Here is a 17073-nt window from a genome sequence, read left to right as displayed (position 1 = left end):
TGTGATTAGTATTTTAAACAAATGCGCCCCAACGCTCAGGTATATGCACTTCACTTCTGCGAACAGGACGCTATTTTATTTAACCACAATGCTATCGTAACTTTTTCGAGCTTGCGTTTATTGTGGTTAGTTTAAAATTGTTGCCAATAACAATGTTTGGACGAAGGGACAAGTTTACGCCAGCTGCTTTCTTGCCTGACTATATATTAAAAATCCCAACGAAAATACAACTGCCGAAGCGGCGAATACTTTTACAAGTGTGGGGATTGTTTCCTTAGCCTGAGGCAGAAATACTACACCTTCTTCGTTTGTCACCGCAGGTTCATTTACATAACGACCCTGCTCTGGAACAGCCAATTCGTCAAAATGCCTTGAGAGAACTCCTAGCTGATTACGCATTTCCGCACCCTTCATGGGATTACCATGGCCCGTTGTTACAATTTCAGGATCCAGCGCTGCAAGTTTTAAAACAGACAACTTTGCGGACGCCCAATTACAGGTAAAATATTTTGGCGGCCCCGAAAAATGCTTCATGTAGGTAAGCGCTGATATCGCCGACTCTGCTTTCGTTGTCACAAATGCATCACCTGCAATTAAAACCTTATCGCGTTCACGAAACAAGCTAATATGCCCCGGGGAATGCCCAGGGGTATGAATATATTTCCATTCCGGCAAGCCTGGCAACGTATTGTCGTTGGGGAGTGGGCGGATATACTCACGAAGATCAACTGGCCCTGTAGGATATAAGAATGACAGCGTCGACATCATGCCCCCACCGACAGTGGGATCCGGTGGCGGATAGGCTGATTGACCTGTCAAATAAGGCAGCTCCATCGGATGTGCATAAACAGGAACATCCCACTCCTTTAAAAGCGTGTCAAGCGCTCCAATATGATCGAAATGCCCATGCGTAAGTATGATGGCGGAAGGTTTACTACCTTCTCCAAATATATCATTTACTATTTTTTTGATATTTGATGCCGACCATTTGAGTCCTGCATCCACCATAACCCACTCACCCGAAATGTGGTCCTGGATGAAATAAAGATTGACGAAGGTTTCTTTTCTCCCCCAAACACCTGGGGCCACTGCAAAGAGGTTGGAAGTGTACTGTTGAATTAATTCCTGTTCCATGATATTCTTTTTGCATGACTTTACAAAAAACATACCGTGTCACAAATCATCGGGTCAAGCCTTATCGCTTGGTGTTTTGCGAAGCGGCGTAGAACAAAACTCAGGTAGATCTCCTCATCGAAATCTAATCACATCTGCTCTTCACCACATTAAATCCCTGTGACGTCCAGCAATCACCGTATATAGAACAATAACAAATTTCATAAGACGTTCGACGATAAAGATCTGATGGAAGCAGGTGTCTGATATCACTATAAACATGAAACAATTCGAGCGTCTCACCTGCTGCGATCACTCGTTTATCAATCATGGCAGAAAAGAGAGCTACGGAATCTAGCTTGCCGATGGTTTTTTCTAAATATGTCAATGGGCTTTCGACAGATACACCATCCAGTTTTAAAGTTGTCGAGCGAATGATTGCAGGACCCACTCCCTTATTGACGACCGAAATATAAAAGCCGTCTTTAGAACTGATCGTCATATCCCACTCTATGTATGGCCATACGGAGGCATGCTGTTGTTCCTGCATTATCCGCGCTTGATAGATATACACAAAAAGTGTCAAGATACTCACGATGATTGCAGCCAGCGCAACGATAAATTCCGTCTTTGCCAGGCCAGCCATTATTTTTCTTTTAAACAAATTCCCGGGTTGATGTTGAGGTTCTTTTTCCATAGAAAGTGATATATGACCAAGATAATTTTTTCTTTCAGAATCTTTATTACACCGAAAAACTTTATGAAAGCCTTTAAACCACCTCCGGACCTCCCAGGTAAATTTAAATGTTGACATGCATTGGAATCGTATATTTAGATTTACAAGTTCAGCTATTATAAAAACAAATTGTAGACAAGCAGCCTATCTTATCTAGTATGAAATCAAAACTCTTCTTTTTGCTTCTTATAAGCGTACCACAAGTATTATTTGGTCAACAGGAGATTTTCTTATGGCCCAATGGTGCGCCAGGGTTCGAAAATCGACGCAATGAACCCACACAAGCAAAGGATTGGTGGATGAAGAATATTCACAACCCTTCAATTACAGTTTATCCTGCCCCTGCGGATAAAGCAACAGGCACGGCTGTAATTGTTTGTCCCGGTGGTGGTCACCGCGAACTTGTTATTACCGCGGAGGGAAAGGAGGCGGCCGAGTTCCTTAACAGTATCGGCGTCACTGCTTTCGTATTGAAATATCGTCTTGCGAATGAAGATAAATCACCCTATTCGCTGGAAAAACATGTGCGTGAAGATGCGTACCGCGCCATGAGATTAGTGCGAAGTCGTGCACAAGAATGGAATATCAATCCTGAAAGGATTGGCATGCTTGGATTTTCGGCAGGCGGTGAAGTTGTTGCATTGGTTGCTTATGGCTCCGGTAGTGGTGATCCAAATGCAAAAGATCCGATCGACAAGGCTAATGGAAAACCAAATTTTCAGATGCTTGTGTACCCAGGGCCAGGGTTTGTACCGAAGATAATTCCGAAGGATGCGCCGCCACTTTTTATGTTGGTTGCTAACGATGACCCATGTTGCTCCGAGCCGGTTGTAACATTGCTTCAAGGATACCGCGCAGCTAACCTACCCGTTGAGGCGCATATTTATACACAAGGTAAACATGGGTTTAACATGGGTAATCGCTCGAAGTTAAATTCCATAAAAACGTGGCCCCAACGCATGGCTGATTGGATGTCGGACACTGGTTTACTTACACCAGGACAAAATTAATATCCCGTGTTTAGAAGTAGCATCTAAATGATAAAAACATCAAGGTACTTAACCCCATGGCTACCGCGCAAAAAAAGAACTTACTTACCAAAGACACACTTGAACTATCGAATCATGAAAAAATCCAGACGAGAATTTCTTTCTAAACTTGGTTTTGCATTAGGCGCCAGCAGTGCACTACCCCATTTTAGTGCGGCACAACCGTCGGTGGTATCGCCTCTTCATGCTAAAATGTCGATACAACAAGTAATTGATTTAATTCTCACAACCATTCCTGGAGCTCCATTTAAGGAAACCGTGGATACCATAAAGTCAGGAGATGGTCAACAAGAAGTTAGAGGAATCATAACAACAATGTTTGCTACCATCGATGTTGTTAAACAGGCTGTTGTGCAAAACGTTAATTTTATCATTGCACACGAACCTACGTTTTATAATCACCGTGACGATACCTCGTGGTTGGAAACCGATCGCGTATTTCAATATAAAAATGATCTTTTAAAAAAGCATAACATTGTTGTCTGGCGTTTCCATGACTACTGGCATACGCACAAACCTGACGGAGTGCAAATGGGTGTGTTGACTAAGTTAGGGTGGCAAAAATATTTTAATGTTGACAATCCAAGATTAGTCGTCATTCCCCCAATTTCTTTGGCCGAGCTAATCACACACTCGAAAAAAAGTTTAGGTATAAGGCAGGTGCGATTCATTGGAGATCTCAACCAGGTTTGTAAGCGCATCGCATTATCTCCTGGGGCGGCTGGTGGAAGGTCGCAGATCCAATTGTTGCAAAGAGAAAAGCCAGATGTACTTATTGTTGGCGAAATTAGTGAATGGGAAACCGCCGAGTATATCCGCGACGCTCAATCCATGCAGCTACCCATGTCGTTGATTGTATTGGGTCACGCAGAAAGCGAAGAGCCGGGAATGGAATGGCTGGTTTCCTGGCTTCAACCTAAAATACCTGACGTTAAAGTGACTCACGTCCCATCCAACTACCCTTTCAAAGAAGCATAACATCTCATTCGCACAGATCCGTTTGTTTCAGCTTTCGAACGGTTAGAAGGCCTGATCACAGTAGCCCTTCACATGTCTCTATGACCAAATTTGAAACGACCGCTTCATTAATGTGCGTTTTGCAAGTATTTATTAGCAACAACTTTTTTTGACACTAAAGGTAGAAAGATGTAAAACTTAGCACCTTTGTTGACACGTCCTGTTGCAACGATGAATCCTCCATGGTTCTCGATAATCTTTCTCGCAATTGCGAGACCTATACCGGTTCCCTCGTAGTTTCTTCCATGAAGTCGTTGAAATATTCCAAATATCTTTTCTCTGTATTCATCTTCGAATCCAATCCCATTATCACTGACGAGTATCTGCACGTAATCCGCTGGACGAATATTCAATTCTTTTGCCTGCTCCTCACTTATCGGTTCCGATGTGATGCTAACGGTGGGAGATTTCTTGTTACCAAACTTTAAAGCGTTACTAATAAGATTTTGAAACACTTGATGCATTTGCCCCGGTACTGCTTCAATAAGAGGTAACGGCTGACTTTTTATTACAGCATTCTTTTCATGAATGGTTATCTCCAAATCATCTTTAATCTGTTGGATAATTTGATTAAGATCTGTCTTTACTTTAATTGAATTACCATTTGATAATTTCGATAGCGTTAGTACATCGTCAATTAATGCCTGCATCCTATTCGATGCAGAAATCATTTTGGAGAAGTAACTTAGTTCATTCTCCGAAAGTTTGTTCTTGATCTTCGCCTCCAGAATATTTCCAAAAGCTTGAATTTTTCTTAAAGGCTCTTTCAGATCGTGAGAAGCAACAGATGCAAATTGCATCAAGTCAAAATTCGACCGTTCAAGCTGCCTGTTAGACTCAGATAATTTCTCAGATGTTCGCTTCAGGTCCGCATAGCCCTGAGCAATCAGGTCGGCGCTTTTTTTCCGTTCCGTAATGTCGATATGCGTTGTAACAATACCATCGAGCATTTTGACAATTGAAGTCTCGTACCATTTGTCCTGGTGCTCGTTATAAAACTCCAACTGCGCCGGAATCCCTGTCTCCACCACGTTGATATATACGGGAAGATATTTGCCTTTGCCCTCTTTGAATGTATCAAGCAACCGCTTACCCACAAGGGAGCCATGTTCTACATTAAACATTCTCTCCATTGCTTCATTCACTGCCAGATATTCGAAGTCAATAATTTTATTGTTGTTATCACGAATCGCTTTTTTTGCAGCAATGCCATTGGTAGAACTTTCAAAGATTCCTTCGATAATACTAGTCAATCTTTTTGATTGGGATATATCAATAAAATTGACAACAACGCCATCGAACGATTTATCGCGGCGTACATACGGACTTATCCGCATCAGATAGTACTTGTCTTCAGTTTGAACTTCTTTCTCTATAGGTTTCGATGTCTTAACTACTTTATTGACTTCGTTCACGAAATTTATGTTTCGGAGGTTGGAAGTTATATCCTGAAGTGGTCGCCCGATATCTGTTTCAATGAGATTGATCATTCGTTTGGATGAGGGACTGAATTTGCGAATGATCATGTGACTGTCCACCAAAATCTGACCTATATCAGAATTGTTAAAATAATTATTGAGGTCGTCATTGAGTTCGAAAAGCTCTTTTATTTTTTGCTGATGTTCCGCACTTACCGTGTGAAGCTCTTCATTCAACGATTGAAGTTCCTCGTTCGTACTTTGAAGCTCTTCGTTCGTTGAAATCATTTCCTCATTGCTGGACTGTAGCTCTTCATTTACAGTTTCCATTTCCTCAATCACGGCCTGTAGATTTTCGCGAGTTTCGTTTAATTCTCGCTCCAAAGCCAAAAATTGCTCATTGTTGTCAACAACGCCTGTTGAAAGCGTACTTCGATTGAGTTTTGGTTCTTGGGCATCCTCGATTAAGACCGAGATAAAAGGGTGCTGAAAATCCGCGCGTTGGGTATACGGCTTTACAATAACGTTTACGGTTCGCACGCTATCGGGTTCATGCAACAAAATGTTTTTCATCGTGGCCTTTTCATTATCAGCCATCGCTTTTCTAACGGCCACGCCAAGCGCAACGGCGAGATCGGGAGAGACCATGCGGAGCAAATTGAAGTTGAAACTCTCCTCAGGAAATCGCATGAAACTTTTATAACTGCCAATGGCTTGTTTAACATTAAATTCCTTATCAATCAAAATCAACGCTACGCGACGATCCTCCAACAACGTATCTTTGAGAATCTCTGTTAGATTGATAGCACCCGTTCTACTATTGGGAGATTGAAGTTTAGGATATACAGCATTTTCAAGCGGCGAAAATATTGTATCACTGTCCATTCTTTTAGTGACACATTTATACACCTTCCACTTCCTGCTTACCTCTTGGGTCACATCTTTTAAGATTCCGATGTTTTCGCTCGGTCCCATCATCAGATAGGAATTTACGTTCATCGCAAAATGAAACTTTTTCAATGCTTTACGTTGCAACGTTGTATTAACGTAAATAAACATATTCCGACAGGTGATAAGATCCAATCGACTGAACGGAGGATCTTGCATCACGTCATGGTTAGCAAAAACAACAAGCTTCCGCAACTCGGGGGTTACACGGAAGTATCCGCCTTCCTGCATAAAATATTTTGAAAGAAGTTCTTTGGGAACATCTTTTTGAATGGTCGTGGGATATACTCCTCTCGAAGCCGTCTCCAGCGCGTCCAGGTCAATATCCGTCGCAAAAATTTTAATGTTAGGGAATACCTTTCCTGATTTCTCAACATACTCCAGAAATAATATACCAATAGAATATGCCTCTTCCCCACTACTGCAGGCAACCACCCAGGCTTTAATCGTATCGTCTGGTTTTTTGTTGGAAAAAATGGCAGGGATTACTTCGGTTCGTAGGAATTCAAACGCCTCAGGATCTCTGAAGAATTTGGTAACATTAATGAGAAACTCCCGGCTTAAGGTTTTAATTTCTTCTTCGTGTTCAAATACATAATCTCTGTATTGCTGAAGACTGCCGATATTCAACTCAGTCATCCTTTTGGCTAACCTCCTGAATAGTGTTGGTCGCTTATAGTGATTAAAGTCCTGGCGTGTGGTCTTGTTCAATAGATCCAGGATTTCCCGTAGCGTGTCTTCGTCCTTCTGGCTAAATGCTTTTAATGATTTCACTAAAGAATCATCTTTTATAAATGCTACAAGTTCTTCTCCAATCATTTCGGGAGGCAGAATAAAGTCGGCCGAGCCACTTTCTACGGCACTGTTCGGCATACCATCGAAAGCTGCCGTTAACGGATCTTGTACAACAGAAATACCTCCGGCCTGCTTAATTGCGGCCAGACCTTTGGTGCCGTCTGTGCCCGTCCCCGATAAAATAATCCCGACCGCTTTTTTCTTCTGATCCTTAGCAAGAGATTCAAAAAAGACATCTATAGCGTGATTCGGGGCACGAGATTTTAATTTATCGTCCAGTTTTAGCCGGCCATTCTTTATGGAGATGAGTTTTTTGGTAGGAATAACATATATACAATCCGGCTCAACGGCCATATTATTGGAAGCCTCCCTCACTTGCATTGCGGTATGTTTGGAAAGCAGTTCTGCCATTAAACTTTTATAATCCGGAGAAAGATGCTGAACCACAACAAATGAAAATCCCGTGTTTGTGGGCATGTAATCAAACAGATCATGAATTGCCTCCATACCCCCCGCGGAGGCTCCTATACCAATAATATGAGTGGGGGAAATTAATTTTCGCTTCCTTTCAAGCGTATCTTTAGCCATATTAAAACTTATCTCGAAATCAATTACATTTGGGATCCTAAAAATCTATGCCATTTTGTAAATTTTTCTAAATGCCTAACTTTAACAACCTAACTATCCTTTTGGTTGAAGATGACCAGGATGATGTTGAATTAATGCAGGATGCCCTGCAGGACAATGGCGTAAATTTTACCATGGACATTGTCAGACAAGGCGACAAAGTCCTACCTTATCTTAAATCGTGTAAAAAATTCCCCAATATTATTCTTCTTGACCTAAATCTCCCTAAGATGCATGGCCGTGAAGTACTCAGTAGGATTAAACTTTCGGAAGAATTTAAGCATATCCCTGTAGCCATCCTTACCACCTCCTCGTCACAATCCGAAAAAGAATTCTGTCTCAGTGCCGGCGCTACAGACTTTCTTACTAAACCCTCCACAGTCGAAGGATTCAACAAAACTATTGAGTCCATTGTCAAAATCGCACAGCAAGCGCAAACGCAAAAAAGCTAAGTGCATCTTATCTCATCCTACGTTGTTTTTACCGGAATGAAATCAAAGTCCCAAAAATAGACCGTCCCGTTTACTATTTATGTCTTTTTAGGCCCGAAAACGCCATAAAACCGGTGGCGTTAAATTCGCCATGTATGTAACAAAGACAAAAAGTTATGTTACAGAAATTCCTCTTTAATCGTTTATCGTTGGAGAATAAGGTTAAATACCTCCATAAAAAAGGTGTTGCTTTAGGGTCCCGCTTAAAGGATGGACGCCAAATTCACATGTATATGCTCCGCAATCTTTTTGTAGAAGTGGTTTACACCGAAGACAAGACGTACCTCGCGCCCGAAAAGGTAAACGTGCTGAATGGTTTGGATAATCTTCACCAATATCTTGAGACGGAATTCAGATCAAGATTTTAACATTTTGGTATCCAACTTCAACTTAAAGTCCTTTTGACTTTAACCGTACCGATAATCCAGGTTGTATTTCAAGTTCCATCGATTGCCCTACCACCCTTCCTATTTCTGATTCAAAAGATCTTTATACATAACAGATCATGACAGATAGGAATCATTTGGATTTTAACTTTGATACCTGTAATGCATCTCATTACCCATGCACGTTTCATTTTTTATTGCAGTGATTTATAACCTATTATAAAAACTTATGCCGGTCAGTGAAGTATTAAAATTCAATCATGTAAGCTATCTCTGGGACGAAAAAAAAGCTAAAGAGCTTGAAGGAGATGAAGTAGGGTTGCTTATTTATCGATCTAACTTATTAGGAGCTGATCTTCGCCTTACCAATTACGGAGGAGGAAATACATCTTGCAAAGTTTCATCGAAAGATCCTTTAACCGGCGAACCCACAAATGTGATGTGGATCAAAGGCTCAGGCGGAGATCTTGGTACCTTAAAGAAAAGTGGACTAGCTGCACTGTATGTAGATCGCCTGCATAGTCTGAAAAAAATTTACAGGGGCTTGGCTTATGAAGATGAAATGGTAGAGCTATTCAATCATTGTATTTATGATTTAAGTTCTAAAGCTCCGTCTATAGACACGCCGTTGCACGGATTTCTACCTTTCAAACACATTGACCATCTTCATCCGGATGCCGCCATCGCTATTGCCGCATCCAGGGATGGAAAAAAAATTACTCAGGAATTATTCAACGGAACAATAGGATGGGTTGACTGGCAACGTCCCGGGTTTGATTTGGGATTGAAACTTCAACAATGCCTTGAGCAGAATCCAGGAATTCGAGGTATCATGTTGGGCTCCCATGGCCTTTTCACATGGGGTGATACCGCTTACGAAAGTTATGTGAACACTTTGGAGGTGATTGAAAGATGTTCAGAATACCTCGTCGCGAATTATGGAAAGAAGAAACCCGTCTTTGGCGGCAATAAAATCACAGCGCTGCCGGAAGGAGAGCGAAGGAAAAAAGCGGCTTCTCTTGCTCCAGTGCTTCGCGGTTTTTGTTCAAGCCACGCCAGAATGGTTGGTCATTTCACAGACGATGATCGGGTATTAGAATTTATAAATGCTAAGGATCTTGAAAAACTCGGACCCATGGGAACGAGTTGCCCCGATCATTTCTTAAGAACCAAGATCAGCCCGATGATCCTATCCCTGAAACCGGACGAGGATTTATCGGATGTTGAAATCATAAAAGGAAAATTGTTCCCTCAGTTTGAGGCATACAGGCAAATGTATAAGGTGTATTATGAGTCGTGCAAACACCCGAATAGTCCTGCTATAAGAGATTCTAACCCTGTGGTTATATTATATCCTGGAGTTGGCATGTTTACGTTTGCCAAGGATAAGCAAACCGCACGAGTTGCAGCAGAATTCTACATTAATGCAATCAATGTAATGAAAGGCGCTGAGGCCATTTCGGAATACACGTCGCTGCCAAGGCAAGAAGCATTTAACATTGAGTATTGGTTGCTGGAGGAGGCAAAACTCCAAAGAATGCCGAAACCAAAAGCACTCTCTGGAAGGATTGCTTTGATTACCGGTAGTGCCGGTGGCATTGGAAAAGCTATTGCAAAGAAGTTTTTGGATGAAGGCGCATGTGTCATTGTAAACGACAATGATGCCTCGCGTCTGGAAAAAGCTCAGGAAGATTTTAAAAAATACGGAAAGGATAGTGTGGCCTCCGTTGTGCTTGATGTGTTGAACGCTGATCAAATTCACAATGCGTTTGATGTGGCAGCGTTAACATTCGGAGGTGTCGATATTGTGGTTAACTGCGCCGGTCTTTCGATTTCAAAAACACTGGAGGATCATACAGAAAAAGATTGGGACATCCTTTACGATGTTTTGGTAAAGGGTCAATTCTTGGTAACACAAACGGGAGTGAAAGTTATGCGCAAGCAGGCAATCGGCGGAGATGTTTTAAATATCGTTAGCAAAAATGCTTTGGTCTCCGGCCCGAACAATGCTGCCTACGGATCTGCAAAAGCTGCACAGCTTCACCTCAGCAGATTAAATGCCGCGGAACTCGGTCCATACAAGATCAGGGTGAATGTAATTAATCCCGATGCGGTCATTGCCGATAGTAAAATATGGGAAGGAACGTGGGCTGAAGGTCGCGCTAAAGCGTATGGTGTTTCCGTTGCAGAACTACCGGCGTACTATGCAAAACGTACTTTGCTAAATGAAATTATCTTACCTGATGATATTGGCAACGCATGCTTTGCTGTTGTTGGTGGACTGCTGAATAAATCCACCGGAAATGTTTTGAATGTTGATGGTGGTGTAGCCGCAGCTTTTGTAAGGTAATTTTTTTTAACTACAGTCGTTCCTCTCACATGCAAATCGAAAAACAGAAACTGGATCGCCATAACGACGCCTTATTTTCTGCGCACACAAAAAAATGGGAAGCCATTAAAAGTGATATCACAAATGCAGAGGATGTAGTCAAGAAGCTCGTTGACTTTCAAATTGCAATTCCAAGCTGGGCCTTAGGCACAGGCGGGACAAGATTTGGCCGGTTCGCAGCTGGTGGAGAGCCGAGAAGCCTGGAAGAAAAAATTGAAGATATCGGTTTGCTCCACCAACTCAATAAATCCAGTGGAGCAATTTCGCTGCACATACCCTGGGATATTCCGAAAGACCCAAAAGCCGTCAAGGTTTTAGCCGCACAATATGGACTTCGGTTTGATGCAATGAATTCCAACACTTTCCAGGATCAAAAAAATCAAGCGTACAGTTACAAATTCGGATCGCTTCAACATGTCAACAAAAACGTCCGCGATCAGGCCATCAATCACAACATAGAAGTTATAGAATATGGAAAACAACTTGGTTCCAATTCGATAACGGTATGGTTATCGGACGGATCGAGCTTCCCCGGACAATTAAACTTCAGAAAGGCTTTTCAGAATACCCTGGATGGACTTCAGAAAATTTATGCCGCATTGCCTGAAGATTGGAAAATGTTTGTGGAGTATAAAGCTTTTGAACCGAACTTCTATTCCATGACTGTAGGCGATTGGGGACAATCGTTACTGTATGCGCAAAAGCTCGGGCCAAAGGCTTATACACTGGTAGACCTTGGTCATCATTTGCCCAATGCAAACATTGAACAAATCGTATCCCTGCTTTTAATGGAAGGCAAGTTAGGTGGTTTTCATTTTAACGATTCCAAGTATGGTGACGATGATCTCACCGTAGGTAGCATAAATCCATATCAACTCTTTCTGATTTTTAATGAGTTGATAGAAGGAATGGATGCCAGGCATATGGACCATGCAACTGATTTGGCCTGGATGATAGACGCCTCCCATAATGTAAAAGATCCGTTGGAAGATTTACTACAGTCGGTAGAAGCGATTCAGATTGCTTATGCGCAAGCATTGATTGTAAATACTGGAGCATTGGTAAAAGCTCAGCAGCAGAACGATGTTGCGCAAGCTCAGGAAATTTTGCAGGCCGCGTACCGCACCGATGTTCGAACTTTGGTTGCTGAGGCTCGCCTTCGGGCAGGGGGTACCCTACAGCCGCTCACTTTTTTTCGGGAATCAAAAATCAGGGAACACCTTATCTCTTCCCGCGGAAAAGAAACTATTGCCACAGGGTTATAAGCGGTTAATTTTTCTGGTTTAGGCTTTGGCGTTGAAACTTGTTTTCGATAAATGTTTTAAAAAGGTCAGGCCCCTTTATTTGTATTTCATCCATTAGCCCAAGTACGAACCTTCCAATACCCTCAAGGTTGGAAACAGGTCCATGAAAGGTATATCCGTTTTCAGTTCTTTCAATATACGGTATTGACAAAGGATATTCTTCACGTAGCAGCAAATAAGCACGCAGGCTGAGGTGAAGTGTTATCCATGTGTTGGAATCACCTGTAAATCCGAAAATATCTGTTTGATTTTTTTGATGCAGGTTTTCAAATTGAACTTTTGACCCCATTTCGATTATCTCTCCAATGCGATCCAGTTTGAACTGTTTACAGATTTTATCCTGAGTATCAAGAGCGATAATTGACTGGTAGTTGTCACCAAAGTGAATCGGCTCCACTAGGCGATCACGGATCTCATTGCTGTTTGCTGAATGATAATTTTTGAGAACAATTTGATTTTTGTTTAGGATGCTTTCGGCAAGTTTATCCACAAAATGCCCGAGGCGTGCTTTTAGGAACAACCTTGGCATGCTATCCATTTCAGAATTGAGGGAAAGTTTTTTAAGAAGACTACTCTTTAAGGGATTGTCCTGTGCTCCGGCTTGAATAAGTTTTTTTATGAGTTTGGTTTCTTCAATGGAAAATTGCGCTTGCGTTGGATCATCCTCCGTGGTGATGATAAAAAAACGATTCTCAAAATCTTTTTCCAATAAGAAATCGACCTCCTCCAACAGATTAATGTACCTGTAAATGGTTCGGTCACTGGTATCGAAGCGATCAGCCAGTTGTTTGATCGTCCAATGACCCGACTTTAAAACCGCTATGATTTGAAAAAGCCGGAGCAATTTGGCTTGCGGAATAATTGATTCCGTTTTTTTACCAATGATTTTCTTCTTGCTAGCACCGACTTTTTTTCGAATGACTCGCTTTTTTCTCATTAATTTTTTGAATCATAAACCGTTCTCTTCTGCGCCTGGACTTTAACTGCACGCATTAACTCCTAAGTAATTTTCTCAACACAGGCTTTTCCTATTATCTGACGCGGAAATTTAAGCACTTAAAGTAACGATTTTAATGTTTGACACAAGCTGTCAAAAGGTGAAACTACTTTCGATACAAATATTAACGCTTATGGAAATGTTAAATCACATCGCAGTAATGGTAAAATGTCCGCATTGTGGCAATAAGTTTTCACCAGAAGAAGCCATTCAACACGATTTGCGTGCGCAGCTTGAGAAGGAGTTTGACCAAAAACTTCAGGCGAACACAAAAAACCTGATTGCAAAAATTCAGCAGGAAGAGCAAGCCAAGTATAAGACTCACTTACAGCGCATCGAAGAAGATCGGAAAGCAAAAGCTTCACGCGTGAAAGAATTGGAAGATCAATCTTTCATCTTACAGGAGCGTGAACAAAAGCTACGCGACCGGGAGGAGCGTATCGAACATGAAATGAAAAAAAGATTGTTTGAACGGGAGAAGTTAATTCGCGAACAAGCGGATAAGCATGCGCTGGAAAAAGCCTTGTTGGAAGTTCGCGAACGGGAAGCCAAAATTCAACGCGAAAGAGAAACGCTCGACCTAATCTTGAAGAAAAGAGTGATGGAAGAAACCGACAAAGCACGCGAAGAGGAGCGCATGAAAAACGCCGAGCTTCAAAAGAAGCTGGATGACCAGTCTAGGATGATCAACGAGATGAAGCGGAAAACGGAACAAGGAAGCATGCAAACGCAAGGCGAAGTGCAAGAGCTTGCCATTGAAGAATATCTTAGTTCATCTTTCCCACGAGACGTCATTGAGGAAATTACCAAGGGAAAAAGAGGTGCAGATTGCGTGCACATCGTTCGCGATCATTATGACAATGAGTGTGGAAGAATTTTATATGAAAGTAAACGCACCAAACATTTTAGCTACGAATGGATTCCGAAAATGAAAGACGACATGCGTTTAAAACAAGCTGACATTGGTGTGATAGTAACAGAAACACTACCAGAGGGTAAACCGAGGTTTTGCGAAGTGGACGGGGTGTGGGTATGTACTTTTGCGGAATTTAAAGCTTTGGCATTGCTATTCAGGCATAATCTTTCCCGCATTGGTGAAGTGCTTTCTGCGCAGGAAAATAAAGGAGAAAAGATGAATCTGATTTACCGGTATGTCACCGGAAATGATTTTAAGCAAAAGCTTGAAGCAGCATTCGAATCCTATCATGATATGCAGGAGGATCTTCAGAAAGAAAAAACATTGTTTACCAGTCAATGGGCAAAACGAGAAAAAAGATTGCTTAAAGCAATGGAAAATTTAGTCTGTTTATATGGCGACGTACGAGGCATTGCAGGTGGCGCAGTTCAGGAAATAAAAGCATTGGAGCTACCTGAAATAAAGTTACTGATGGAAGAATGATTGTTTATGGTTAGGCTTAAAAAGCAGCTTGAGGGCTGCTTTTTTTATTTATCAAATGAAGCGATCATCAATTTTTTGGAGGCGGAAGTATCTCATGCGGGTCATAGTCCGCATTCATTCCCTTGGCATTTTCTTCGACCGTGGTGGGGAAGCCTGCCTTTTTTCTAAGCGCATTTACCTGCGAAGGATTCTCTATAGGCCAAACCGCCAGTCTGTTATTAGGCCTTAATCCAGTCGTAGCCTGCGTACCGTAGATTTGCTTCTTACCTTTCCACATCAATAGCCGATCTTCCATCATGGCCGTCAAAACCATGCTTGCTTCTCCTCGCGCTGCAAGCGCCTTCATCTGTGGAAAATATTTTTCCATCAATTCAATATCGCTGTGCTGAATTATATAAAATATTCCTGCAGCGGCTTTCTCCCCGATTTTACTTTGCTCAATCCACCCATATTTTTCAAGGATTATTTCAAGGTTGCCTCTGTTTTTCGTATCGATATTTGCCATCTGTTGAAGGTATTTAGGAGCTTCAGGCGAATCTAACCCCACAGAGTCTATTAAGATTCTCCTGATGTTCTGATCAGAATCATGCATAGTTTCCAAAACAATCCGTAAAGAATCGTAATTGACATTTGTCCGATGGTTCTGACTAGCTATTTGTTGTGCATCCGCATGTAAGTGAGCTACGAGCCACGTACCTAGGGATAGAATAGTTAAAAAGTTTTTCTTCAAACCGAAAAAAATTTAAGGTAAATGAAATAGATGAACAAGATTAGAATCAGGCGTTGGCCAGGCTTCGGTCGAGGTGAACATAGCCGCCATCTACATGTATAAGCTGACCGGTTGTATGGCTGGACTGGCTGGACAGTAGGAAAGCCGTTGTATTGGCGATTTCTTCTGCTGTTGTCATGCGATTTTCTAAAGGAATTTTAGATTCAATCTCGGCTAATTTTGCTTTGGGATCCGGAAGCGTCTGAATCCATTTTTCATACAACGGTGTCCAGCACTCGGCCACGATCACAGAATTAACGCGGATGCCATACTTCAATAATTCAACAGCCCATTCGCGTGTAAGACCGTTCCGCCCACCATTAGCCGCAGCATATGCGGAAGTTCCTCCCTGTCCGGTTTCCGCAACCTTTGATCCAATGTTGACTATAGCGCCCTTTGATTTTTTTAATGCCGGCAATGCATAGTGCGCCATAAGATAATAATGAACAACATTCTTGTGAAGAGAAGCCATGAACTTATCGTAGTCACCATGCTCCAATCCTACCCCATCATTCACTCCGGCATTATTTACCAGGCCTTCTATCCTTCCAAATTTTTTTAGTACTGTGTCTATCGCCTTCTCTGAAGCCTTCGGGTCCGTTAACTCGGCTTCTACCTGAAATGCTTTCCCTCCATTCTTTTCAATTTCGGATACGACCTTCTTATTGTCGGATTCGCTTCTTCCAACGATCACAGGAATTGCGCCTTCAGCCGCAAGTACTTTTACGATACCTTCACCAATTCCCTTGGCACCACCTGTAACAATAATTACTTTATCCTTTAACTGTAAATCCATATCATCCTATTTATAAATTATAAAATCTGGTTGCATTTTTACCGAAGATCAAATCCTGTTCATGTTCGCTGAAAGATGAAAAATAATTCAAAGTCACGTCAATGACTTTCTCGTAAGAAGCAGCGACTAAACATACCGGCCAATCACTTCCATACATAAGTCTTGCGATGCCAAATGACTCCACTACAACGTCAAGGTAAGGGCGTAGATCATTTTGTGACCAGCTCTTCCAATCGGCTTCTGTTACCATTCCCGACACCTTGCAAAATACATTATCCAAGACGGCGAGTGCTTGAATATCTTTTTTCCAGTCGTCTATTCTCTTGTCCTTGATATACGGCTTTGCAAGATGATCAAGCACAAAAGGCTGATCTGGAAATTCCTTCACAAACTCCACTGTATATTTTAATTGATCCGGATAAACCAAAATATCATAGGTATAACCGTGCTCCTTAAGTTTACCGATACCGCGTTTAAAATCAGGTCGAAGCATAAAGTCACGTTGTTCTTCTCCCTGAAGAATGTGACGAAAGCCCTTCAACTTTTTAAATTCTTTATAATATGCTAGATGGTCGGTAACATCTCTCGCTTGTAGATCTATCCATCCCACAACGCCTTTTATAAAATCGTGCTGCAGTGCATTTGCAAGTAAAAAAATATTTTCCTCTTTAGATTGATCTGTTTGTACAAGCACAGTTCCATCTATATGATTGGCATGCAGTATCGGCTTCAGGTCTTCAGGTAAAAAATTCCTCTGAATGACAGCCATATCATCTGTGATCCAGCGATCACGTTCGTCATTGTACTTCCAAAGATGATGGTGTGAATCGATGCGCATG

The 17073-nt window shown here is 41.8% G+C and carries 14 protein-coding genes; 7 read left to right on the top strand and 7 right to left on the bottom strand.

All coding sequences use genetic code 11. The annotated features are described in order from the left end of the window. Window positions 1-174: 174 nt before the first annotated feature. On the bottom strand, window positions 175-1134 hold the full coding sequence (locus tag P2W71_RS07930; protein ID WP_276369348.1) for an MBL fold metallo-hydrolase: 960 nt from the start codon (window positions 1132-1134) through the stop codon (window positions 175-177). Between the two features lie 124 nt (window positions 1135-1258). Further along, complete coding sequence (locus P2W71_RS07925) at window positions 1259-1810, bottom strand: hypothetical protein (protein WP_276369345.1); 552 nt, start codon at window positions 1808-1810, stop codon at window positions 1259-1261. A gap of 197 nt (window positions 1811-2007) precedes the next feature. On the opposite strand from P2W71_RS07925, the gene P2W71_RS07920 reads away from it, so the two are divergent. Together P2W71_RS07920 and P2W71_RS07915 are read left to right on the top strand one after the other, a co-directional pair. Beyond that, complete coding sequence (locus tag P2W71_RS07920) at window positions 2008-2859, top strand: alpha/beta hydrolase (protein ID WP_276369342.1); 852 nt, start codon at window positions 2008-2010, stop codon at window positions 2857-2859. Window positions 2860-2973: 114 nt separating this feature from the next. After that, window positions 2974-3876, top strand: coding sequence for a Nif3-like dinuclear metal center hexameric protein (locus P2W71_RS07915; RefSeq protein ID WP_276369340.1), 903 nt, complete (start codon window positions 2974-2976; stop codon window positions 3874-3876). 107 nt (window positions 3877-3983) lie between these two features. Here P2W71_RS07915 and P2W71_RS07910 read toward each other — a convergent pair whose 3' ends face one another. Beyond that, on the bottom strand, window positions 3984-7664 hold the full coding sequence (locus tag P2W71_RS07910; RefSeq protein WP_276369337.1) for a chemotaxis protein CheB: 3681 nt from the start codon (window positions 7662-7664) through the stop codon (window positions 3984-3986). A gap of 71 nt (window positions 7665-7735) precedes the next feature. Between P2W71_RS07910 and P2W71_RS07905 the strand changes: the two genes are divergently transcribed. The 4 genes from P2W71_RS07905 (at window position 7736) to P2W71_RS07890 (ending at window position 12234) form a co-directional block, all read left to right on the top strand. Further along, entirely contained in the window at window positions 7736-8155 is a 420-nt protein-coding gene (locus P2W71_RS07905) for a response regulator (RefSeq protein WP_276369334.1), read from the top strand. 155 nt (window positions 8156-8310) lie between these two features. Then, the gene (locus P2W71_RS07900; protein WP_276369331.1) at window positions 8311-8562 is read left to right on the top strand and encodes a hypothetical protein; all 252 of its coding nucleotides are present in this window, start codon (window positions 8311-8313) and stop codon (window positions 8560-8562) included. Window positions 8563-8809: 247 nt separating this feature from the next. Beyond that, the gene (locus tag P2W71_RS07895) at window positions 8810-10930 is read left to right on the top strand and encodes a bifunctional aldolase/short-chain dehydrogenase (RefSeq protein ID WP_276369329.1); all 2121 of its coding nucleotides are present in this window, start codon (window positions 8810-8812) and stop codon (window positions 10928-10930) included. 29 nt (window positions 10931-10959) lie between these two features. Beyond that, window positions 10960-12234, top strand: a complete 1275-nt coding sequence (locus tag P2W71_RS07890) for an L-rhamnose isomerase (protein ID WP_276369327.1) — start codon at window positions 10960-10962, stop codon at window positions 12232-12234. A 4-nt stretch (window positions 12235-12238) separates the two neighbouring features. Here the strand turns inward: P2W71_RS07890 and P2W71_RS07885 are convergent, their stop codons facing one another. After that, window positions 12239-13210 (bottom strand): WYL domain-containing protein, encoded by a 972-nt coding sequence (locus P2W71_RS07885; RefSeq protein ID WP_276369324.1) that lies wholly within the window; start codon window positions 13208-13210, stop codon window positions 12239-12241. Between the two features lie 193 nt (window positions 13211-13403). Between P2W71_RS07885 and P2W71_RS07880 the strand changes: the two genes are divergently transcribed. Then, window positions 13404-14669 (top strand): DUF2130 domain-containing protein, encoded by a 1266-nt coding sequence (locus P2W71_RS07880; RefSeq protein WP_276369322.1) that lies wholly within the window; start codon window positions 13404-13406, stop codon window positions 14667-14669. Between the two features lie 67 nt (window positions 14670-14736). On the opposite strand, the gene P2W71_RS07875 is transcribed toward P2W71_RS07880, so the two are convergent. From P2W71_RS07875 to P2W71_RS07865, 3 genes are read right to left on the bottom strand one after another with little or no spacing between them, the layout of a single operon-like run. Further along, a complete protein-coding gene (locus P2W71_RS07875; RefSeq protein WP_276369320.1) occupies window positions 14737-15399 on the bottom strand; it encodes a DUF6624 domain-containing protein in 663 nt (220 codons plus the stop codon). Between the two features lie 46 nt (window positions 15400-15445). Continuing rightward, window positions 15446-16234: an SDR family oxidoreductase gene (locus P2W71_RS07870; RefSeq protein WP_276369317.1), complete on the bottom strand. Its 789-nt coding sequence runs from the start codon at window positions 16232-16234 to the stop codon at window positions 15446-15448. Window positions 16235-16244: 10 nt separating this feature from the next. Continuing rightward, window positions 16245-17072, bottom strand: coding sequence for an amidohydrolase family protein (locus tag P2W71_RS07865; RefSeq protein ID WP_276369315.1), 828 nt, complete (start codon window positions 17070-17072; stop codon window positions 16245-16247). Window position 17073 lies beyond the last annotated feature (1 nt).

The organism is Chryseolinea sp. H1M3-3 (assembly GCF_029360725.1).
Classification (GTDB): Bacteria; Bacteroidota; Bacteroidia; order Cytophagales; family Cyclobacteriaceae; genus Chryseolinea.
This window is presented reverse-complemented; position numbering and strand designations above follow the sequence as displayed.

Coding starts and splice junctions, on each gene's coding strand:
- P2W71_RS07905 (WP_276369334.1), top strand. CDS start 7,736: ATGCCTAACTTTAACAACCTAACTATCCTTTTGGTTGAAGATGACCAG.
- P2W71_RS07910 (WP_276369337.1), bottom strand. CDS start 7,664: ATGGCTAAAGATACGCTTGAAAGGAAGCGAAAATTAATTTCCCCCACT.
- P2W71_RS07930 (WP_276369348.1), bottom strand. CDS start 1,134: ATGGAACAGGAATTAATTCAACAGTACACTTCCAACCTCTTTGCAGTG.
- P2W71_RS07900 (WP_276369331.1), top strand. CDS start 8,311: ATGTTACAGAAATTCCTCTTTAATCGTTTATCGTTGGAGAATAAGGTT.
- P2W71_RS07865 (WP_276369315.1), bottom strand. CDS start 17,072: ATGCGCATCGATTCACACCATCATCTTTGGAAGTACAATGACGAACGT.
- P2W71_RS07925 (WP_276369345.1), bottom strand. CDS start 1,810: ATGGAAAAAGAACCTCAACATCAACCCGGGAATTTGTTTAAAAGAAAA.
- P2W71_RS07895 (WP_276369329.1), top strand. CDS start 8,810: ATGCCGGTCAGTGAAGTATTAAAATTCAATCATGTAAGCTATCTCTGG.
- P2W71_RS07920 (WP_276369342.1), top strand. CDS start 2,008: ATGAAATCAAAACTCTTCTTTTTGCTTCTTATAAGCGTACCACAAGTA.
- P2W71_RS07870 (WP_276369317.1), bottom strand. CDS start 16,234: ATGGATTTACAGTTAAAGGATAAAGTAATTATTGTTACAGGTGGTGCC.
- P2W71_RS07890 (WP_276369327.1), top strand. CDS start 10,960: ATGCAAATCGAAAAACAGAAACTGGATCGCCATAACGACGCCTTATTT.
- P2W71_RS07880 (WP_276369322.1), top strand. CDS start 13,404: ATGGAAATGTTAAATCACATCGCAGTAATGGTAAAATGTCCGCATTGT.
- P2W71_RS07885 (WP_276369324.1), bottom strand. CDS start 13,210: ATGAGAAAAAAGCGAGTCATTCGAAAAAAAGTCGGTGCTAGCAAGAAG.
- P2W71_RS07915 (WP_276369340.1), top strand. CDS start 2,974: ATGAAAAAATCCAGACGAGAATTTCTTTCTAAACTTGGTTTTGCATTA.